This is a genomic window from Pseudomonas sp. 15C (assembly GCF_055484735.1).
This window is the reverse complement of sequence record NZ_JBUDGD010000078.1, coordinates 1-20,402: the sequence shown is the minus strand read 5'-3', so window position 1 is coordinate 20,402 and position 20,402 is coordinate 1. Positions and strand designations below refer to the sequence as shown.

Annotated in this window: 17 protein-coding genes; 10 read left to right on the top strand and 7 right to left on the bottom strand. The window is 58.1% G+C overall.

What is annotated here, in order from left to right; translation table 11 throughout:
- Positions 1-13: 13 nt before the first annotated feature.
- The 6 genes from ACYYKW_RS24610 to ACYYKW_RS24585 all read left to right on the top strand — a co-directional run bounded on the left by ACYYKW_RS24610 (position 14) and on the right by ACYYKW_RS24585 (position 9,737).
- On the top strand, positions 14-529 hold the full coding sequence (locus tag ACYYKW_RS24610; RefSeq protein WP_007949952.1) for an Hcp family type VI secretion system effector: 516 nt from the start codon (positions 14-16) through the stop codon (positions 527-529).
- 132 nt (positions 530-661) lie between these two features.
- Positions 662-2,704 (top strand): type VI secretion system Vgr family protein, encoded by a 2,043-nt coding sequence (locus ACYYKW_RS24605; RefSeq protein ID WP_464991411.1) that lies wholly within the window; start codon positions 662-664, stop codon positions 2,702-2,704.
- Positions 2,694-3,437 carry a DUF4123 domain-containing protein gene (locus ACYYKW_RS24600; RefSeq protein WP_464991412.1) on the top strand — a complete coding sequence of 248 codons (744 nt, stop codon included), beginning with the start codon at positions 2,694-2,696 and terminating at the stop codon, positions 3,435-3,437. The genes ACYYKW_RS24605 and ACYYKW_RS24600 overlap by 11 nt, the downstream gene beginning before the upstream one ends.
- Entirely contained in the window at positions 3,434-8,227 is a 4,794-nt protein-coding gene (locus ACYYKW_RS24595; protein WP_464991410.1) for an RHS repeat-associated core domain-containing protein, read from the top strand. The genes ACYYKW_RS24600 and ACYYKW_RS24595 overlap by 4 nt, the downstream gene beginning before the upstream one ends.
- Entirely contained in the window at positions 8,227-8,517 is a 291-nt protein-coding gene (locus tag ACYYKW_RS24590; protein ID WP_464991409.1) for a hypothetical protein, read from the top strand. Before ACYYKW_RS24595 ends, ACYYKW_RS24590 begins: the two co-directional genes overlap by 1 nt.
- A 194-nt stretch (positions 8,518-8,711) precedes the next feature.
- On the top strand, positions 8,712-9,737 hold the full coding sequence (locus ACYYKW_RS24585) for a hypothetical protein (protein WP_464991408.1): 1,026 nt from the start codon (positions 8,712-8,714) through the stop codon (positions 9,735-9,737).
- A gap of 171 nt (positions 9,738-9,908) precedes the next feature.
- Here the strand turns inward: ACYYKW_RS24585 and ACYYKW_RS24580 are convergent, their stop codons facing one another.
- Positions 9,909-10,631: a tellurite resistance TerB family protein gene (locus ACYYKW_RS24580; protein ID WP_464991407.1), complete on the bottom strand. Its 723-nt coding sequence runs from the start codon at positions 10,629-10,631 to the stop codon at positions 9,909-9,911.
- 115 nt (positions 10,632-10,746) lie between these two features.
- On the opposite strand from ACYYKW_RS24580, the gene ACYYKW_RS24575 reads away from it, so the two are divergent.
- Positions 10,747-10,914 (top strand): hypothetical protein, encoded by a 168-nt coding sequence (locus ACYYKW_RS24575; RefSeq protein ID WP_157720871.1) that lies wholly within the window; start codon positions 10,747-10,749, stop codon positions 10,912-10,914.
- A 74-nt stretch (positions 10,915-10,988) separates the two neighbouring features.
- Positions 10,989-12,413: a gamma-aminobutyraldehyde dehydrogenase gene (locus ACYYKW_RS24570; RefSeq protein ID WP_464991406.1), complete on the top strand. Its 1,425-nt coding sequence runs from the start codon at positions 10,989-10,991 to the stop codon at positions 12,411-12,413.
- Positions 12,414-12,508: 95 nt separating this feature from the next.
- On the opposite strand, the gene ACYYKW_RS24565 is transcribed toward ACYYKW_RS24570, so the two are convergent.
- The 3 genes from ACYYKW_RS24565 to ACYYKW_RS24555 form a co-directional block, all read right to left on the bottom strand.
- On the bottom strand, positions 12,509-12,817 hold the full coding sequence (locus ACYYKW_RS24565; RefSeq protein ID WP_464991405.1) for a type II toxin-antitoxin system VapC family toxin: 309 nt from the start codon (positions 12,815-12,817) through the stop codon (positions 12,509-12,511).
- A gap of 91 nt (positions 12,818-12,908) precedes the next feature.
- On the bottom strand, positions 12,909-13,280 hold the full coding sequence (locus ACYYKW_RS24560; protein ID WP_464991404.1) for an AbrB/MazE/SpoVT family DNA-binding domain-containing protein: 372 nt from the start codon (positions 13,278-13,280) through the stop codon (positions 12,909-12,911).
- 78 nt (positions 13,281-13,358) lie between these two features.
- Complete coding sequence (locus ACYYKW_RS24555) at positions 13,359-13,544, bottom strand: hypothetical protein (RefSeq protein WP_093104396.1); 186 nt, start codon at positions 13,542-13,544, stop codon at positions 13,359-13,361.
- Between the two features lie 404 nt (positions 13,545-13,948).
- Here ACYYKW_RS24555 and ACYYKW_RS24550 point away from each other — a divergent pair, with 404 nt between their 5' ends.
- On the top strand, positions 13,949-15,577 hold the full coding sequence (locus ACYYKW_RS24550) for a glucan biosynthesis protein D (RefSeq protein WP_336354952.1): 1,629 nt from the start codon (positions 13,949-13,951) through the stop codon (positions 15,575-15,577).
- A 176-nt stretch (positions 15,578-15,753) separates the two neighbouring features.
- On the opposite strand, the gene ACYYKW_RS24545 is transcribed toward ACYYKW_RS24550, so the two are convergent.
- The 3 genes from ACYYKW_RS24545 to ACYYKW_RS24535 form a co-directional block, all read right to left on the bottom strand.
- The gene (locus ACYYKW_RS24545) at positions 15,754-16,860 is read right to left on the bottom strand and encodes an NADH:flavin oxidoreductase/NADH oxidase (protein WP_464991403.1); all 1,107 of its coding nucleotides are present in this window, start codon (positions 16,858-16,860) and stop codon (positions 15,754-15,756) included.
- A gap of 263 nt (positions 16,861-17,123) precedes the next feature.
- Positions 17,124-18,833, bottom strand: a complete 1,710-nt coding sequence (recJ, locus tag ACYYKW_RS24540; protein ID WP_090281931.1) for a single-stranded-DNA-specific exonuclease RecJ — start codon at positions 18,831-18,833, stop codon at positions 17,124-17,126.
- Between the two features lie 55 nt (positions 18,834-18,888).
- Positions 18,889-19,431 carry a YaeQ family protein gene (locus ACYYKW_RS24535; protein WP_394508512.1) on the bottom strand — a complete coding sequence of 181 codons (543 nt, stop codon included), beginning with the start codon at positions 19,429-19,431 and terminating at the stop codon, positions 18,889-18,891.
- Positions 19,432-19,577: 146 nt separating this feature from the next.
- On the opposite strand from ACYYKW_RS24535, the gene ACYYKW_RS24530 reads away from it, so the two are divergent.
- Positions 19,578-20,402, top strand: an 825-nt coding sequence (locus tag ACYYKW_RS24530) for a CaiB/BaiF CoA transferase family protein (RefSeq protein WP_464991402.1), incomplete at its 3' end; no start/stop codon positions are given.

The window sequence follows — 20,402 nt, the reverse complement described above, 5'->3', positions numbered from 1 at the left end:
AGGAGAGCACCCCATGGCAACACCAGCGTACATGTCGGTTACCGGCGAAAAACAAGGCCTGATCACTGCAGGCGCATTCACCGCTGACTCCGTAGGCAACACCTACCAGGAAGGCCACGAAGACCAGGTCATGGTTCAGGCTTTCACCCACGATGTGATCATCCCGCGTGACCCGCAATCCGGTCAGCCAACCGGTCAGCGCGTTCACAAGCCAGTTGTGATCACCAAGGTCTACGACAAGGCTTCGCCACTGCTGCAAGCAGCACTGACTTCCGGCGAGCGCATGAGCGAAATCGTTATCCAGTGGTACCGCACTTCGGCGCAAGGCACCCAAGAGCACTACTACACCACCAAACTGGAAGACGCGATCATCGTCGCCATCAACAACAAAATGCACAACTGCCAGGATCCAGGCAACGCGCACTTCACCCACCTGGAAGAAGTGCAGTTCACCTACCGCAAAATCACCTGGACCCACGAAGTATCCGGTACTTCGGGTTCCGATGACTGGCGTGCTCCAGTCGTTTAATTACGGCTGATCGTTACAAGCATCGGCCAGCTCTGCTGGTCGATGTTGTTTACGCCCCTCCAGAATTTCGCGTACGTTGACCCGCTTTTGCGGGCGTCGACGAGCGCCGCTGTACAGCACGAGGAACAAGGGATGTTCGCGCCGGCCAATGAAACCCACTTTGCCCTGACCATCGAAGGTCTTTCCGCTGATTTCCAGGTGTTTACCCTCACCGGTCGGGAAGCCATCAGCCAGCCTTTTGTCTTCGAGGTGGAGCTGGTCAGTGAGCAGCCGTCGCTGGACCTCGAAACCCTGCTGCACAAACCGGCCTTCCTGCAGCTGTCGCCCGACGGCAGCGGCATTCATGGCCAGATCTACCGCGCCGCGCAAGGCGATTCGGGCAAGCGACTGACCCGTTATTCGGTGACCTTGCGCCCGCAACTCTCCTACCTCGCGCACCGCATCAACCAGCGCATCTTCCAGAACCTCAGCGTGCCGAAAATCATCGGCATGGTCCTCGAAGAGCACGGCATCCAAAGCAATGCCTACGAATTCAAGACCGGCTCGATCTATCCCGAACGCATCTACTGCGTGCAATACGATGAATCGGACCTGCATTTCGTTCAGCGCCTGTGCGAAGAAGAAGGCATTCACTACCACTTCCAGCACAGCGCCACGGCGCACAAACTGGTGTTCGGCGATGACCAGACGGTGTTCCCGAAACTCAAGCCGGTGGCCTACCAGCAAGATTCCGGCATGGTCGCCAGCGATCCGGTGATCAAGCGCTTCGACCTGCGACTGGAAACCCGCACCAGCCGCACCACGCGCCGCGATTACGACTTCGAAAAACCGCGCCTGACCCTGGAAAGCGAAAACCGTGGCGACGCCCTGCCCGACCTCGAAGACTACGATTACCCGGGCCGTTTCATCGACCGCGAGCGCGGCAAGCACTTGGCCAAACGCGCCCTCGAACGCCATCGCAGCGACTTCCAGCTCGCCGAAGGCAAGAGCGATCAGCCGCTGCTGGTCAGCGGCCACTTCCTCGCCCTGACCGAACACCCGAAGGCCAAGTGGAACGACCTCTGGCTGCTTACCGAAGTCCTGCACGAAGGCAAACAGCCGCAGGTGCTCGAAGAGTCGGTGACCAGCGACACCACGGCGCTGAAAGACGATTTCCATCAGGGCTACCGCAACCGTTTCCAGGCCACGCCGTGGGACGTGCCCAATCGCCCGCCGCTGCGCCACCCGAAGCCGCGCATCCTCGGCAGCCAGAGCGCCGTGGTCACCGGCCCGAAAGGCGAAGAAATCCACTGCGACGAATACGGCCGGGTCAAAGTCCAGTTCCACTGGGATCGAGAAGGCCAGGCCGACGACAAAACCAGCTGCTGGCTGCGCGTCTCCAGCGCCTGGGCCGGCGCTCAGTACGGCGGCATCGCCATCCCGCGCATCGGCATGGAAGTGCTGGTCACGTTCCTTGAAGGCGATCCCGATCAACCGCTAATCAGCGGCTGCCTGTACCACAAGGAAAACACCGTTCCCTACGCCCTGCCGACGAACAAGACCCGCAGCACCTTCAAGACCCTCAGCTCAATGGGCGGTGGCGGCTACAACGAACTGCGCATCGAAGACAAAAAAGGTCAGGAACAAATCTACCTGCACGCCCAGCGCGACTGGGACGAGAACATCGAGCACGACCAGAAAATCCGCGTCGGCAACGAACGCCACGACACCGTCGAGCAAAACAGCTACAGCGAATTCAAGGCCGAAGAACACCACACCGTCTACGCCGACCGCAAAGTCGAAACCCGCGCCAACGACCACCTCACAGTGGGCGTGAACCAGCACATCAAGATCGGCACCGGCCAGTTCATCGACGCGGGTCAGGAAATCCACCTCAGCAGTGGCATGAAAGTGGTGATGGAAGCCGGCGCGGAACTGACCCTGGTCGGTGGCGGCAGCTTCATCAAGATCGACGCCGGCGGCGTAACCATGAGCGGGCCGGTGATCAACATGAACTCCGGCGGTAGCCCCGGCGTTGGTACGGGCGCCGCACCGTTGATGCCCGGCGTGCTGAAACAGGCGGATGCCGACAAGGCTGGTCTGGTCCTGACCCCGGCGCAAATCAACACCCTCAAACGCAATGCGCCGTTCTGCGAAGAATGCGAGAAATGCAAGGCAGGTGCCTGTGCCATCTGATCGAATCACACCCAAGGACTGGCTGGCGCAACAGCCGCTACAAAACGGCGAGCGCCTGTATCTGATCATCAGCGCCGCCAGCGACGCCGACGCCCTGAAAACCCTGTACCTGACCGAGCCCACCGCCCAGCTTCTGCCGATCTGGGGCGGCACGCCCTACTCCACCTGGCAACCGGTGATGCCCTACGTCACTGAGCTCAAGTCCAACTCCGCCTTCCTGCCCTGGATCGCCGAAACCGATGCGCTGGACTGGGGCTGGCTGGCGGTATCGCGTTCAGCGCCGAACGAAGTGTTCGAACATCTGCGCAGCCTGACGCAGGTGAAGATGCCGGATGGCACCGAGGTGTTTTTCCGGTTCTGGGATGGGCGGCATATCTACCCGATTCTGCACGGCCTAGGGGAAAAGGCCGGGGAAGTGCTGCCGGTGTTTGAGCGGTATCTGATTAATGGGCAGGCGCTGAAGGTTGGGACGCGGGTTGTGCCGAAGGTGCGGGATTGGCCGTGGTGGGAGGTGCCGAAGGCGTTGCTGGATGGATTAATGGAAAAGAATCCATCGACCGTTATCGGCAACATGCTGCAGTGGTTGCAGGAAGAACACGCCGATCTGTATTTCTCCTTCCCCGAATCGAACCTGAAACAAAAAGTGGCGCGCTTTGTTAAGCGCACGCCGCTCACGGAAGAAAACTTTAGCGGGCTGTTGAAAGCCTATCTGGAAAAAGAGGTAGTGGTATGAGCATTTTGATGGGTGGGATCGTTGGCGGCCTCACAGCAAAACAACCTGATGCTCAGGCCATCATCAACGATTTCAAGAAATGCCTGAAGGACTATCGCGAGCATGCCGAAGCCTGGTACGGCGGAATTCTGGACGCAGAACAACAGTTCAAAGTCGGCGACGAAGTCGGCACGGCGGACAAGGACAGCAAAAAGGAAAATACCCTTTATGCCAACTGCCCCGCGAACGGCAAACTCGTCCTGGTTCATAGCTTCGAGTCCGCGCGCTTCGTGCCGATTGGCAATACTCCAGTTCAGTTGACGCCCGTCGTTGATGGCCGCTTCATCGGCAAAAACGACGTCGGCCCGACCATTAACAAAACCATCGGCGCAACAGGGATTCTTGAAGTCTCCGGGCTCAAACCCAATCAACAATACAAAATTACTTTCTTCCCCAATCCCACGCCGGCACAGATCAATAGCCTGTTCAACTCGTATCAAGGCGTGATCGGCGAGCTGGGCGGCTGGCTACAAACCGAATGGAGCACCAGCTTCCTGCCGCTCTGGCAGACACATACCGATGCATCCCTCGGTGGTCGCGCATTGCAAGAGCTGGAAGCCGCGTGGGAAGGCTTCATGAAAGCGATCATGGGCCTGTGGGGCGATATCAAAAGTCTTTACGACCTCATCGCTCATCCGCGTGAAAACTACGAAAAACTGAAAAACTTTTTCACGGAAGAGCAGATCAAGAAGATCTACGACGCCTCTGCCGACGCGATTCACACCGCTTTGTTGATCGCTAGCGATGAACCGCTCATGTGGATATATGTCGCTGCGATCGTGGCCTGGGTGAAGATGCTGCCGCCGCAGACCTGTACCGAAGTGCTGGCGCAAATGTCGACTGAGTTCTTGCTGAACATTCTGATCGGCGTTGTATTGACCGGTGGTCTTGGCTTGGCCGTACGCGTGGGTACAAAAGCCGTCAAAGGGGTGCAAAGCAGCGGCAAAGTCATAAAGCTGATTGAAGACTTCACCGGAATGCTGATGAAAGTCAGCAAGTCCAAGGCGACGCCGCACACCGAAGCATCAAAACCGTTGTTGCTCAATGGTGATTCGAAATTCAATCCGGCACGCAAGGCGGATGTTCAGATTGCACCTCCCAAACCTGCCGAAACTGCCACTGCTCCGAAAAGCAAGCCACCGGTTACTGGCGGAAAAGTGGAATCCGATGCGCAGATTCAGACGCGTAAAAAAGATGAGCCGGCCTCACGCATCGAGCAGGTAGAGCCGACTGACAACGCGCCCAAGCAATCGAAAAACCCAGCCGACGAACCCGCACAATGCGTCGATAAAACCTGTTCCAACGGCGAACCGGTGTCGATGGTGACGGGCGAAGAATTGCTGACTCTCACCGATGGCGGACTGGGCGGCCTGCTGCCATTTGAGTGGACGCGCCTGTATCGCAGCAGTGCGGTAGAGGTCGACAGTCGCCTCGGCCATGGCTGGAGCCATTCACTGTCCCATCGTTTGCAGCTCGACGATGAAGGTGTGCTGTGGACAGATAACGAGAATCGCCAGACACGCTTCCCGATGCCAACTGAACAGCGCCCGGCCATCACCAACAGTCTGGCTCAGGCAGCGATTTATCTGGGCAATGAACCCGGCGAACTCATTTTGACCCAGGCCGGGGAAAGAACGCGCTTTTACCATTTCCGTGCCGGGCGTCTGACCACAATCAGCGATGCTTACGAAAACCGACTGCATATCAGTTATGACTTCGTTGACCGTATCCAACGAATAGATAACGGCGCAGGCCGCGCCCTGCTACTGCGTTACGAAGGCAGACACATTGTTGCTGTCGATCAACAGCAACAACGTTCCGAATATAACGAGCGCGGCGAACGCCAGGATCCATGGCTGACGATTCAGACCCTCGTCACCTACCGATACAACACCGTCAATCAGCTCATCTCCTCTACCAATGCGGTCGGCGAAACCGAGCATTACCGCTACAACGATCAACATGTCATTCTCGAACGGCAGATGGCAGGGGGCGCCAGCTTCTTCTGGGAGTGGGAACGAGAAGGCAAGCTCTCCCGCTGCGTACGTCACTGGGCCAACTATGCGCAAATGGAAGCGCGGTACGAGTGGGACGACAAAGGCTCAGTCACCGTCTATAACGCTGACGGTAGCGAATTGGTCTATGTGCATGACAAAAATGCACGCTTGGTCAGTGAGACCGCGCCCGACGGAGGTGAAACCCAGAATGCTTATGACGATCAGGGTCGACTGATCGCTATTAAAGATCCCATGGGTGCGATCACCGAGTATCAGTACAGCGATGCCGGACGCTTGGTTGCGGTGATTCCTCCGGAAGACGTTCCGACGCGTTACAACTACTTCAACGGCCAACTTATTGATGTCCAGCGCGGCAAGGCGCGCTGGAAATACGAGCGCAACCGACAGGGCGACATCACCCAACAAACCGATCCTGATGGCAACGAGACCTTCTACAGCTATGATCGCCAAGGGCGCTTGCTGGAAATCCGCCACCCCGACGGTAGTCGTCATCAATTGGGCTGGAATAACCTCGGCCAGTTGTTGGAAGAGCGCCTGCCGGACGGCGGTCAACGCAAGTACCGCTACGATGTGCTCGGCCGGCAAATCACTCGCCAGGACGAATTCGGTGCGATCACTCATTACCAATGGGATGCCGTTGACCGCCTGACCCAAGTCACCCTGCCCGGCGGTGCCACACGCGCGTTTACCTACAATCCGTATGGCCGCGTCACCGCCGAACGCGACGAACTCGGCCGTATCACCCGTTACGAATACGCCGACAATCTGCATCTCGTCAGCCGCCGGATCAATCCGGATGGCAGCCAACTGCGCTATCGCTACGACAATTCGCAACTCAACCTCACCGAGATCGAAAACGAGCGCGGTGAACGCTATCAACTCGATTACTACCCGAACGGCCTGATCCAACAGGAAACCGGTTTTGACGGTCGTCGGACTGCCTACGAGTACGACCTCAACGGCCAACTGTTGAAGAAAACCGAGTTCGGCGACGACGGCAGCGAACTGGTCACCGAATACCAGCGCGATGCCGCGGGTCGTCTACTGGTCAAAACCGTGCCAGATGGCGAGCAGATTCATTACAGCTACGACGCTTTGGGTCGCCTGGTAAACGTCGAGGACGGCCATTGGCCGCTCGCCTACGAATACGACGTGCAGGATCGTTTGATCACCGAACATCAGGGCTGGAGTACTACGCGTTATGAGTACGACAGCGTTGGGCAACTAAGCCACTGCCGTCTCCCCGATGGCAGTACGCTCGATTACCGCCACCTGTCTGGTGGTCGCCTGAGCAGCATTGACCTCAACGGCTCTCGCCTGACCAGCCACCAGTTCAGCGCCGGTCGCGAACAACAGCGCCAGCAAGGTCTGTTGCTGAGTCAATATCAATACGATGAACAGGGCCGACTTCAGGCACACAACGTCAGCCAGCGCGACAAAGACCTGTTCCAGCGTCGCTACAACTACGACGCCAACGGCAACCTCGCCGGAGTTGACGACAGCCGCAAAGGCAACCGCAGCTTTCACTACGATCCGCTCGACCGATTGATTAGCGTGCGTGGCGCCACGCCAGAGAGCTTCGCCCACGACCCGGCGGGCAACCTGCTCGGACAAAATGACCTGCCCGTTGCGAATCTCGCCAACGTCAAAGGCAATCGCCTGCTGATGCAAGGCGACCGCCACTATGACTACGACGCCTACGGCAATCTGATCCGCGAACGTCGCGGCGCCGGACAAAAACTCATCACCGAATACCGCTACGATTGCCAGCACCGCCTGATCGGCGTCAGCCTGCCGGGCGGCAGCACAGCGACCTACAAATACGACGCCTTTGGCCGCCGCATTGAAAAGTCAGTCGACGGTCACACCACCGAGTTTCTGTGGCAAGGCGAACGCCTCATCGCTGAAAGCGCCGAGAACCGCTACCGCAGCTACATCTACGAACCTGGCAGCTTCCGCCCGCTGGCAATGCTCGACGGCGAAGGCCCATTAAAAGCGGCCCCGTTCTACTACCAACTCGACCACCTCGGCACGCCGCAAGAACTGACCGACTACAGCGGCGAAATCATGTGGTCGGCGAAGTACCGCGCCTATGGCAACCTCGCCGCGCTGGACATCAACGAAATCGATAACCCGCTGCGCTTCCAGGGTCAGTATTTCGACGCCGAGACAGGGTTACATTACAACCGCCACCGCTACTACAATCCGGGGACTGGACGGTTCTTGACGCCGGATCCGATCAAGCTTGCAGGTGGGCTGAATAGCTACCAGTACGTGCCTAACCCTACGGGGTGGGTGGATCCGTTGGGGTTGAGCAGTGAGTGCCCGCAGAAGAAAGCTAAATCTGCGGGCAAAATCGGTGATCCTACAGAAAAAGCGAAGGTCAACGAAGGTGAACCAGCAGCACCCGCTCCCGTCCCACGCGGAGAAAGTACTACGCGTGTCCGGCATTACACTAATAGAAAGGGCTCTACTGGTATTGAAAGTGACGGTGTAATCCAGGCTCAAGATAACAATCGCGTCTACGTCGAACCCGCCAACAAGAAGCCGTTGAGCCAACTTGAAGCTGAAGAAAAATACCAAATTGGCAGGGGTCGCGGTAGAGACTACATTGAGACCGACGTACCTGACTCGCAGCTGGAATGGGTAAAAAACCCCAGATATGGAACTATGGAGTTGACTATTAAAGGGAACTTAAGATTAGCAAATCCAACTTTCAATCGGAGAAAATAATGTTAGAAAAAAACAAGTCAATCACACTGACTGGCGAAGATGCTCTGGAAGCACTCGCAACCATTGAATTCATCTTGATTTCCCTACACAAGATGGGAAGCTACTATAGCGACAAACCGATTGAAGAATACCGTAAAGCTACAACTGAGTTCATTGACGAAGGACACGTAACTCAGCGACTAGCCAAAATCAGAACACTTATCAGCAAAAATTTTGACTCAACGCTTGGTGAGGATGACATGGATGACATAGAGCGCCATATGGAAGGCATTGAATTTTGGAAGCCTTGATTGATTAGCTGTACGTAAAAGTTCACTGGGCCGCCTGATAAGCGCAGGCGCGACACCGAGATCTGCAAGGCGACTGTTAACTTAACTGCCCAATCCAGAATAATTAAAAAAAGAAAAAATTATGCTAAACGCATAATCATTAGCTCAAATCTTTACGACCACCCCACGGATTAAACAACCAAAGGACTGTTATCTTGAAACACGTGAGCCGCACCCTCACCTTGCTTCTAGCCCTTACCTTTTCCCTAAGCGCAATCGCGCTGTCACTACGATCCGAACAACGTCCCGACGGCACAACTGCCTTGTTGCTCACAAACGAAGCCACTCCAGAAAGGGGTCACAAGCTCAACCAAGACCCGGCGGTTCGCTCTGCACTCGTTGATTTTTTTGGGTACCAAATCGGAAGTTACACCAATGACAATACGATGATTGTGCAGCAGGTTCTTGAAGCGCTCGATTCGGAAATGTCGACGTTTGTTGATGGTGTACCTCCCGGCAGAAAAATGATCACTGCCATGGACGACGGTAACAACGGATTTGAGCGAGGCGCATTACTGCTGGACGACAAGGGGCAGTTGCTCGCCGTAGGACTGGTCAATGGCCACTGCACCGTCAAGTCTCGTGAGGAAACATTGACGTGTAACGATGCGCCGGAAACCGTGCTGACTATTTTCCAGCTAGAAGGCGCCAGCAAGGCTGACGCCGATGCTTTGATCCCCTGGAGTAAGCAACTGCCTCCAATGATGGCGCTGTGGGCGGAGAGTGATGACCCAGAACGCCGAGCCGCCGCGCAGAAGATCACGAACGTTGAGTACATCGTGACTCAGCCGAAACAGGGAGCCTGGACAACGGCTCAATTACCGTCCGATTTTCCCAAAGCGATGCTGCCATTGCTTCCGCAGCAAGCTCACTTGATTGGCGCCGGCGCTCACGGTGTTTTTACGACACCGGGTATGGAAGGCACGCCAATTGACGGTGATTGGGACAAAATAGCCGGACGCCCTCAGCATGAATATGAGGTCATTCTCAGGACTTTTACCAAATACGCGGATGTGATCGACTTCTATCAGCAGCAGGCGAAGGACGCCGAAGTCAGCGGCAACGAGCGCAAAGCACTGGTTGAGGGTCACATTGACGGTGGCACTTACAAGGTAGAAATCTCTAATAGAAAAGATGAAGGCACAGTGATCACGTTCTTCGCTTGGCGGCAGCAAGTCTGATTCTTCTGATGCAAAGAGAGCGATCAAATGGTCGCTCTTCATTCTAAAACCCCGTCGCAACCCTGGATCCGCCCGCGATCAGGAACCGAGTCAACCCACAAATCAGTCTTCGCCTAGTTCCCAAACCCGCAGGCAAAAAAATCGCAGCATCAAGCTGCGATCTCTTAAGTTTCAAATGGCCGCCAACCGCACCTGCCTCTCCAACTCCACCTTCAACCCCGGCTCCAGCTTCAACTGCCGCGCCAGTTCATCCAGGTAGCTCTTCTCCATGAAATTCTCCTCATCCACCAGCATCACACTGGCGATGTACATCTCTGCCGCCATTTCCGGCGTGCTCGCCGCGCGGGCGACGTCGGTGGGGTCGAGGGGTTTGTTGAGTTCGGCGTGGAGCCAGTGTTGCAGTTCCTGGTCGTTGTCGAGTTTGGTGAATTCGCCTTCGATCAATTCGCGCTCGCGCTCGTCGATGTGGCCGTCGGCTTTGGCGGCGGCGACCAGGGCTTTGAGGATGGCCTGGCTGTGTTGTTCTACTTGCGCCGGTGGCAGGCGGTCGAGGGTTTGCGGTTCGTTTTGGGGGGCGCTGCCTTTTTGCGCGTTGTAGTTGCCGTACGCCTTGTAGGCCAGCACGCCGAGTGCGGCGAGGCCGCCGTAGATGGCGACTTTGCCGCCGACCTTGCGCACTTTTTTGTTACCGAGCAGCAGGCCCATGGCGCCGGCCGCCAGTGCGCCTCCGCCTGCGCCGGAGAGCAGGCCGCCGAGACCGCTGGCGCCTGACGAGCCGCCGAGCAGGCCCCCCAGCCCGCCGGCAGCCGATTTGTTCGATGCACCGCCAGCCTTGTTCTGCAGCAGATCCTGGCCGGATTTGAGCAGTTGATCGAGCAATCCACGGGTGTTCATGTTCCGCCTCCAAACTGGGGTTAACCGGATCTATAAGGCCCTCAGCCTAGTGCGAAAGTGCCCGAAACGGCGGTGCGAGTGTGCTTCGAGATGTTGCTCGCGCTCGCGTCTGACCTTGAAAAATCCGATCTACACTTTAGCCCAGCGCGAAATTTCCATCGCCGTTGTCGAGATGCGCCCGATCGACCACGCTCTTGTGACCGGGTTGTCGGTCGACGAGACCGTCGTCAGGAGTGAGCTTGCTCGCGAAGAGGCCGTCACATCCGGCAGTGATGTCGCCTGACACACCGCCTTCGCGAGCAGGCTCGCTCCCACAGTTTTCAAACCGGTTTCGGCAGAACTATAGAGGACAAACCCATGCAAACCCGACTCTTGATCAACGGACAACTGGTCAACGGCGAAGGCCCTGCGCAATCGGTGCTCAACCCGGCGCTGGGCGAAGTGCTGGTTGAAGTCAATGAAGCCAGCGAAGCCCAGGTCGATGCTGCCGTGCGCGCCGCCGACAACGCTTTTGCCGAGTGGTCGCAAACCGCGCCGAAAGACCGCTCGCGGCTGTTGCTCAAACTCGCCGACGCCATCGAAGCCCATGGCGAGGAACTGGCGAAACTCGAATCCGACAATTGCGGCAAACCCTACAATGCCGCACTCAACGACGAGATCCCGGCGATTGCCGATGTGCTCCGTTTCTTCGCCGGCGCCAGCCGTTGCATGAGCGGTTCGGCCGCTGGCGAATATTTGCCCGGTCACACTTCGATGATCCGTCGCGACCCGGTCGGGGTGATCGCCTCCATCGCGCCGTGGAATTACCCGCTGATGATGGTCGCCTGGAAAATCGCCCCGGCGCTGGCCGCCGGTAATACCGTGGTGCTCAAGCCGTCGGAACAAACCCCGCTGACGGCGTTGCGTCTGGCCGAACTGGCGTCGGATATTTTCCCAGCCGGTGTACTTAACCTGGTGTTCGGCCGGGGCGCTACCGTCGGCAGTCCACTGGTCAGCCATCCGAAAGTACGCATGGTTTCGCTGACCGGTTCGATCGCCACCGGATCGAACATCATTTCCAGCACGGCCGACAGCGTTAAACGCCTGCATATGGAATTGGGTGGCAAGGCGCCGGTGATCATCTTCGATGACGCCGACCTCGACGCGGCGGTGGACGGCATTCGTACCTTCGGGTTCTACAATGCCGGGCAGGACTGCACCGCCGCGTGCCGGATCTACGCGCAACAAGGGATTTACGACAAATTCGTTGAAAAACTCGGCGCGGCGGTCAGCACGATCAAACACGGCATGCAGGATGATCCCTCCACCGAACTGGGCCCGCTGATCACTGCACAACACCGCGACCGCGTCGCCGCTTTCGTCGAGCGCGCCGTGGCGCAGCCGCACATCCGGTTGATCACCGGCGGCAAGGCTGTCGAAGGTAATGGCTTCTTCTTTGAGCCGACGGTGCTGGCTGATGTGCAGCAGGATGACGAAATCGTCCGCCGTGAAGTGTTCGGTCCAGTGGTTTCGGTGACCAAATTTACCGATGAAGCACAAGCGCTTGAGTGGGCCAACGATTCCGACTACGGCCTCGCCTCCTCCGTCTGGACCGCCGACACAGGCCGCGCGCATCGTCTGTCAGCTCGGCTGCAGTACGGCTGCACCTGGGTCAACACGCACTTCATGCTCGTCAGCGAAATGCCCCACGGCGGTCAGAAAATGTCCGGGTACGGCAAGGACATGTCGATGTATGGGCTGGAGGACTACACCACGGTTCGGCATGTGATGTTCAGGCACTGAAACAAGCATCGCCAGCAGGCTGGCTTCCACAGAGGAAACGCATTCTAATGCCGGAGCCAGCCTGCTGGCGATTGCGGCAGCCCCCCATTAAATAATCAGGAGGGCGTAATCAACTGGACCGAGGGGAAGTAATTACGATACCGCTTGGAATCCCTGGTCAACAACGGCAGCTTCTTCACCGCTGCATGTGCTCCGATAAAGAAATCCGCCAGCACGTTTTGCTTGCCACCACCCACTTTCCGGTAGCGTACAAACGCCTTGCCGGCCAGAAAAAGAGCAGGCCGCGGAATTTCCTGCACGACCAGCCCTAGCTGATTAACCACCTCATCCAGGGTCTCGAAAGTTGAGAACGTCTGCGACAGTTCTGCGTAAACGATTGGGTTAATCACCAGATCATGGATCAATGACTGCGACCGGAGTTACTGAATAGACCATTCAGCCCAAACAGGATCGTCCTCCAGAACGTCGATCAATACTTGGTGTCGACCAGAACCATCAATCATCACCCCGAAGTAACGCCATCAAATCATCGGTTCGCCACTTGATGTCCGCCTTGCCACGAACCGCATCAAATCGATCCGGTGCCGTTGTCTGCTCTCCAGCGTGTCTGGCACTGTGCAAAACCACTTCGCCCTGTTCATTGACACTGAACTCAACGGCCGAGCCCGGCGTCAGCTGAAGGGCGTCACGTATTGGTTTCGGAATAGTGACCTGGCCCTTGCTCGTCATGGTTGTCGTCATGTGGTGCTCCAAGAGTATTACTCGTATGAACAACGTAATACCTGTTACCGGGATCTGCAACCGCCACATATTTAGGAATTCTTCACTCAACTCGAAGGAAACGCCTACTTCAAAACCTGCCTGCATGCCCTCCATTGAACTGTGGCTAATCGCTTCGAAAAAGGGGGCGGGCTTTGCAGCCCGCTCCCTTTTCAGTTTTTCTCGTTAGAACCGCGAAACACTCCGCATCGCATCCACCAGATACCTCATCGCAATCCGGTCATTCTCGGAAAGCTCTCGATAACGCTCGACCAGTTTCAATTCTTCCGAACTGAGCCGGCGTCTTCTGCGCCCGCCACCCAAGCATGGAAAGATCCCTAACATTTCGGTGATGCCGTGTATTTTTGCCATGGACGATGTCCTTCTCTGATGAGTCAAGAAACTGCTGAACCTCACATCGCCCTGCCTCTTTTGAGCAGTGTCGTGTGCCCCGCCGACACGAAGGCTTGTATCCGGTCTTGCCCATAGAATAGGAATTAAATCGGCGCTGAAAAGCAGTTTTTAGAGTAATTAATCGAAAAAAGCAGTTATGCCCTCTAAATCAGAGGGCCCTGTCAGAAAAATTACAGACATGTCTTGTTTCATTGCCAGCTGATGCCTTGCAAACAAGGCTTTTTGCTCGACAATCGAACCGATTAAGCTAGCGGGCATCTGTTTATAGTCCGTTGCGTTTGGCCGAAGGCATGACCGAACCGTAATTTCCGATCCGCTACGTGCCAGGAACGGCACGGGATTGCACACGACAGGTTGTATATATGCATCGCAGGAATTTGCTCAAAGCGTCCATGGCCATTGCGGCCTACACCGGTCTTTCGGCCACTGGCCTGCTGGCCACCCGTGCCTGGGCGGCCAATGGCGGCGCCGCCGATGGCGAGGCGCAGGCGTTCGATTTCGAAGCGCTCAAACGTCAGGCCAAGCAACTGGCCGGCAGCGCCTATCAGGATACGAAACAGGTGTTGCCGCCCACCCTGGCGACGATGACGCCGCAGAATTTCAACGCGATCCGCTACGACGGCGAGCACTCCCTGTGGAAGGAAAACAAGGGCCAGCTGGACGTGCAGTTCTTCCACGTCGGCATGGGTTTCCGCCAGCCGGTGCGTATGTACAGCGTTGATCCGAAAACGCGCATGGCGCGCGAGGTGCATTTCCGTCCGGCGCTGTTCAACTACGAGAACACCTCGGTCGACACCCAGCAGTTGAAAGGCGATCTGGGTTTTGCCGGGTTCAAACTGTTCAAGGCACCGGAACTTGATCGGCATGACGTGGTGTCTTTTCTCGGCGCCAGTTATTTCCGTGCCGTCGATGCGACTGGCCAATATGGCCTCTCGGCGCGCGGGCTGGCGATCGACACCTACGCCAGGAAACGCGAAGAATTCCCCGACTTCACCAAATTCTGGTTCGAGACGCCGGACAAGAACGCCACGCGTTTTGTGGTCTACGCCTTGCTCGACTCGCCGAGCGCCACCGGTGCCTATCGCTTTGATATCGATTGCCAGGCCGAACGCGTGGTGATGGAAATCGACGCGCACATCAATGCGCGTACCGCCATTGAACAGTTGGGCATTTCGCCGATGACCAGCATGTTCAGCTGTGGCACCCACGAGCGGCGCATGTGCGACACCATTCATCCGCAAATCCACGACTCGGATCGCCTGGCCATGTGGCGCGGCAACGGCGAGTGGATCTGCCGCCCGCTGAACAACCCGGCCACCCTGCAATTCAACGCCTTTGCCGACAAGGATCCGAAGGGCTTCGGCCTGGTGCAGACCGACCACGAATTCGCCAATTATCAGGACACCGTCGACTGGTATAGCAAACGTCCAAGCCTGTGGGTCGAACCGACTACCCCGTGGGGCGAAGGCTCGATCGACTTGCTGGAAATCCCTACCACCGGCGAGACGCTGGACAACATCGTGGCGTTCTGGACGCCGAAAAAACCGGTGGCCGCCGGCGATTCGCTGAATTATGGCTACAAGCTCTACTGGAGCGCCTTGCCGCCCGTGGGCACGCCGTTGGCACGGGTGCACGCGACTCGTTCCGGTATGGGTGGTTTCACAGAGGGCTGGGCACCGGGCGAGCATTACCCGAAGGTGTGGGCGCGACGCTTTGCCGTGGACTTCACCGGCGGCGGTCTCGAGCGCTTGCCGCAGGGCACCGGGATCGAACCGGTGGTGACCTGTTCGAACGGCAAGGTGCAGGACTTCAGCGTGCTGGTGCTGGATGACATCAAGGGTTACCGGATCCTGTTCGACTGGTACCCGACCAGTGACAGCGTCGAGCCGGTGGAACTGCGCCTGTTTATCCGCACCAATGACCGCACGTTGAGCGAGACCTGGTTGTACCAGTACTTCCCGCCGGCGCCGGACAAGCGCAAATATCCTTGAGGATTTGAGGCGCCAGTTCGGGCCTCATCGCGAGCAGGCTCACTCCTACAGGGGATCGCATTTCAAACTGTAGGAGTGAGCGTGCTCGCGATAGCGCCAGACCAGGCACCGATGATTTTCAGTCACCAAAAAGCCCCGACCCTCACCGGCTCGGGGCTTTTGCTTTTCTGCCTCAATCAATCTCGCAAATCAGACTCATGAATCGGCTGATCCCGGTGCGTCGCGCGTTGATACTGCGCCGGCCACACCGCTTTGCGCCCGCCCAGATCATCATCGGCATGCAGCGGCCAGTACGGATCACGCAGCAATTCCCGGGCAAGGAAAATGATATCGGCCTGACAGGTACGCAAAATATGCTCGGCCTGCGCCGGCTCGGTAATCATGCCTACGGTGCCAGTGGCAATGCCTGACTCTTTACGCACCCGCTCGGCAAAACGCGTTTGATAACCCGGCCCGACTGGAATCTCCGCATTGGCCGCCGTACCGCCCGAGGACACATCAATCAGATCGGCCCCCAGCGTATGCAGGCGCCGCGCCAGCTCCACGGTTTCATCCGGGTTCCAGCCGTCTTCCACCCAGTCGGTGGCGGACACCCTAACAAACACCGGCAGCTCTTCCGGCCACACCGCCCGCACCGCTTCGGTGACTTGCAACACCAGCCGGATACGATTTTCGAACGACCCGCCGTACTGATCCTGGCGCTGATTACTCAGCGGCGAGAGAAACTGGTGCAGCAGATAACCGTGCGCAGCATGCACCTCGACCACGCTGAAACCCGCCGTCAATGCGCGTTTGGCGGCATCGACGAAGGCTTGAATGACGGCGGCGATCTGCCCTTCATCCAGTTGTTTGGGTTGCGTGTGCTGTGGATCGAAAGCGATCGGCGACGGCCCGACCGGGGTCCAGCCACCTTCTTCGGGTTTGACGCTGCCGTGCTTGCCGATCCACGGCCGATGGGTGCTGGCCTTGCGTCCGGCGTGGGCCAATTGAACGCCGGCGACTGCGCCTTGAGAAGTGATGAAGCGGGTGATGCGTTGCAGCGGTTCGATCTGTTCGTCGTTCCACAGGCCAAGGTCTTCGGCGGTGATCCGCCCGTCGGCCGTAACCGCCGTGGCTTCTGTAAACACCAGACCGGCACCGCCCACCGCGCGACTGCCCAGGTGCACCAGGTGCCAGTCGTTGGCCAGGCCGTCGACGCTTGAGTACTGGCACATCGGCGAGACGGCGATGCGGTTGGGCAGGGTCAGTTGGCGCAGGGTAAAAGGTTCAAGCAGCAGACTCATGGGGCACCTCTCGAATCAGTGGGCAGGCTCCAGGGTTCTGTTTGAAAAGTCGACGAGTGACAGAAAAAAGGTGCAGCACCCGCCCCCGCGGGCAAAAAATCGACAAGACGTCACAAGGCCAATCAAGCAGTGCTTAGAGCCTAGTCGACAACGCGGGAAGAAGCAGGGTTCAGAGTGATTCAGTATGTGAAGCTTTCGCGAGCAGGCACGCTCCGCCAAGGACAACACCGGACCTGCAGGAGTGAGCCTGCTCGCGATTGGCTTTAACGCGGTTCGATATGGGCAATCATCAACTGCACAGTCTCATTGCCACGAAACTCGTTCACGTCGAGCTTATAAGCCAGTTCCACCCACTGAATCGTCGGATTCGGCCAGACATCCCGATCAATACCAAACGCAATGCCATCGAGTTTCACCGAGCCACATTCGCTTTTCAGCACCACTTTCAAATGCCGCTCGCCAACCACGCGCTGTTCGACCAACTGGAACACGCCATGAAACACCGGTTCCGGAAAGTGCTGTCCCCACGGCCCCGCATGGCGCAACGCGCGGGCCAGTTCGAGGTGGAATTCCTCGACCGCCAGGGTGCCATCGGTGAGCATGCGCCCGGTCAGGTCGTCTTCGCGAAGTTGCCGGCGCACTTCGGCGTCGAAGGCCTCGGCGAACAACGGAAAATTCTCCTGCGCCAAAGTCAGACCGGCGGCCATCGCGTGACCGCCGTATTTGGCGATCAGGTTTGGATGCTGCGCGGCGACCACACTTAGCGCATCGCGAATATGGAAACCCTGCACCGAACGCCCCGAGCCCTTTAGCAGGCCGTCGCCGGCATCGGCAAAAGCGATGGTCGGGCGGAAATAACGTTCTTTCATTCGCGAGGCGAGGATGCCGATCACGCCTTGGTGCCACTCCGGATCGAACAGGCACAGACCAAACGGCATCGACTCCACCGGCAGGTCCTTGAGCTGCGCCAGCGCTTCACGCTGCATGCCTTGCTCGATGGATTTACGGTCCTGGTTCATGCCGTCCAGTTGCGCGGCCATTTCCCGGGCCAGATTGGCATCGCTGGTGAGCAGGCATTCGATGCCCAGGCTCATGTCATCCAGACGCCCGGCCGCGTTGAGACGCGGGCCGACAATAAAGCCCAGATCCGTAGAAGTGATACGCGCGGCGTCACGCTTGGCGACTTCCAGAATCGCTTTGATCCCCGGCCGGGCGCGGCCGGCGCGAATTCGCTCGAGTCCCTGATGCACCAGAATGCGGTTGTTGGCGTCCAGCGGCACCACGTCGGCGACGCTGCCCAGCGCCACCAGATCGAGCAGTTCGCCGATGTTCGGTTGCGCCTTGCTCTCGTACCAGCCGAGGCTGCGCAGGCGCGCACGCAACGCCATCAGCACGTAAAAGATCACGCCGACACCGGCCAGCGCCTTGCTCGGAAATTCGCAGCCCGGCTGGTTCGGGTTGACCAGCGCATCGGCCTGCGGCAACTCATCGCCGGGCAAGTGATGGTCGGTGATCAGCACTTTCAGGCCGGCGCGTTTCGCTGCGGCGACACCTTCGACACTGGAGATGCCGTTGTCGACGGTGATGAGCAATTGCGGCTCGCGGGTCAGCGCGACGTCGACGATTTCCGGGGTCAGGCCGTAGCCATATTCGAAACGGTTCGGCACCAGGTAATCAACATGGGCCGCACCCAGCAGACGCAAGCCCAGCACGCCAACGGTGCTGGCCGTCGCGCCGTCCGCATCGAAGTCGCCGACGATGAGGATGCGCTGGCGTTGCTCCAGCGCGGTCACCAGCAGGTCGACGGCGGCATCGATACCCTTGAGTTGCTGGTACGGAATCAACCGCGCCAGGCTCTTGTCCAGCTCGGCCTCGGACTGCACGCCCCGCGCCGCGTACAGGCGGGTCAGTAGCGGTGGCAGATCACCCAGAAAGGGCAGCGTGGCGGGCAGTTGACGAGGTTCGATGCGCATGGGGTGACGGAGACTTCTCTTGGTTACGTGGGATTATTCCGGTGTAGGCGCGGGATCAGCCGCGCTCACCTTGCAGCCATTGCAACTGGACTTCGTGCTGACCACGGTCGTCGGTAACGAAGACCGTGCCTTCGCTGATCATCACGTCCCACTTGATAACGCGGGGCATGTCCTTTGCCAGGGTTTCCAGCACTTCTTGCGGGACGGCGGCGATGTTGACGTTTTTCAGGTTCTTGATCGCCGGGATCACCTTGGTTTCCCAAACACGCAGACTGCCGTAGGCCAGCAGGCTGGTGCGCTCGGTGCGACGCGAGCACCAGGTCAGGCGATCGACGTCCGGCTGACCGACTTCGATCCAGTGCAGAACGCGGTCGTCCAGGCTCTTTTCCCACAAGGCCGGTTCATCCACGTCCGACAAACCACGGCCAAACGACAACTGCTCGTTGTACCAGAGGGCGTAGGCCAGCAGGCGCACGGTCATGCGTTCTTCGGTTTCCGAAGGGTGACGGGCGATGGTCTGCTTGACGCTCTCGTAGACTCCGCGGTCGAGGTCGGTGAGGTTCAGTTCGAATTTATAGGTAGTGGACGGCTGGGCCATGAACGGGCTTCTTGATACGAGGAAAGTCGGCAAGTCTAACCGATGCCGTGGGCAATCATCGAGTTGATGGCGATCAAGCTGCGGCGTCTGACGGCCGGCTATGTTAAAACGCTGTATCCGCTCAGCCTTGTCCTACAGGATTTCGCATGCCGTTCACCAGCAAACCGCTCTCGGGTCTGAAAGTCATTGAATTGGGAACATTGATTGCCGGGCCGTTTGCCTCGCGAATTTGCGGCGAGTTCGGCGCCGAAGTGATCAAGATCGAATCGCCCGACGGTGGCGACCCCCTGCGCAAATGGCGAAAGTTGTATGAAGGCACCTCGCTGTGGTGGTTTGTCCAGGCGCGCAACAAGAAATCGCTGACGCTGAATCTCAAGCATCCTGACGGTTTGGCGATCCTGAAAAAACTCCTCAGTGAAGCGGACATCCTCATCGAGAATTTCCGCCCCGGTGTACTGGAAAAGCTTGGCCTGAGCTGGGAAACCCTGCACGCGCTGAACCCGAAACTGGTGATGGTGCGCCTGTCCGGTTTCGGTCAGACCGGGCCGATGAAAGACCAGCCCGGTTTCGGCGCGGTCGGCGAATCGATGGGCGGTTTGCGTTACATCACCGGTTTCGAAGACCGGCCGCCCGTGCGTACCGGGATTTCCATCGGCGATTCGATTGCTGCGCTGTGGGGCGTGATCGGCGCGCTGATGGCGCTGCGGCACCGCGAAGTCAACGGCGGACTTGGCCAGGTCGTCGATGTCGCACTGTATGAAGCGATTTTCGCGATGATGGAAAGCATGGTGCCGGAGTTCGATGTGTTCGGCTTCATCCGCGAGCGCAGCGGCAATATCATGCCGGGCATCACGCCGTCCTCCATTCACACCAGCGCCGATGGCAAGCATGTGCAGATTGGCGCCAACGGCGATGCGATCTTCAAACGCTTCATGTTGATCATCGGTCGCGAAGACCTGGCTAACGACCCG

Bases quoted from the DNA above. Each gene is read 5' to 3' on its own strand.
- ACYYKW_RS24535 (WP_394508512.1), bottom strand. From the start codon at position 19,431: ATGGCCCAGCCGTCCACTACCTATAAATTCGAACTGAACCTCACCGAC.
- ACYYKW_RS24595 (WP_464991410.1), top strand. From the start codon at position 3,434: ATGAGCATTTTGATGGGTGGGATCGTTGGCGGCCTCACAGCAAAACAA.
- ACYYKW_RS24580 (WP_464991407.1), bottom strand. From the start codon at position 10,631: ATGAACACCCGTGGATTGCTCGATCAACTGCTCAAATCCGGCCAGGAT.
- ACYYKW_RS24545 (WP_464991403.1), bottom strand. From the start codon at position 16,860: ATGAGTCTGCTGCTTGAACCTTTTACCCTGCGCCAACTGACCCTGCCC.
- ACYYKW_RS24570 (WP_464991406.1), top strand. From the start codon at position 10,989: ATGCAAACCCGACTCTTGATCAACGGACAACTGGTCAACGGCGAAGGC.
- ACYYKW_RS24550 (WP_336354952.1), top strand. From the start codon at position 13,949: ATGCATCGCAGGAATTTGCTCAAAGCGTCCATGGCCATTGCGGCCTAC.
- ACYYKW_RS24555 (WP_093104396.1), bottom strand. From the start codon at position 13,544: ATGGCAAAAATACACGGCATCACCGAAATGTTAGGGATCTTTCCATGC.
- ACYYKW_RS24590 (WP_464991409.1), top strand. From the start codon at position 8,227: ATGTTAGAAAAAAACAAGTCAATCACACTGACTGGCGAAGATGCTCTG.
- ACYYKW_RS24610 (WP_007949952.1), top strand. From the start codon at position 14: ATGGCAACACCAGCGTACATGTCGGTTACCGGCGAAAAACAAGGCCTG.
- ACYYKW_RS24605 (WP_464991411.1), top strand. From the start codon at position 662: ATGTTCGCGCCGGCCAATGAAACCCACTTTGCCCTGACCATCGAAGGT.
- recJ (WP_090281931.1), bottom strand. From the start codon at position 18,833: ATGCGCATCGAACCTCGTCAACTGCCCGCCACGCTGCCCTTTCTGGGT.
- ACYYKW_RS24560 (WP_464991404.1), bottom strand. From the start codon at position 13,280: ATGCAGGCAGGTTTTGAAGTAGGCGTTTCCTTCGAGTTGAGTGAAGAA.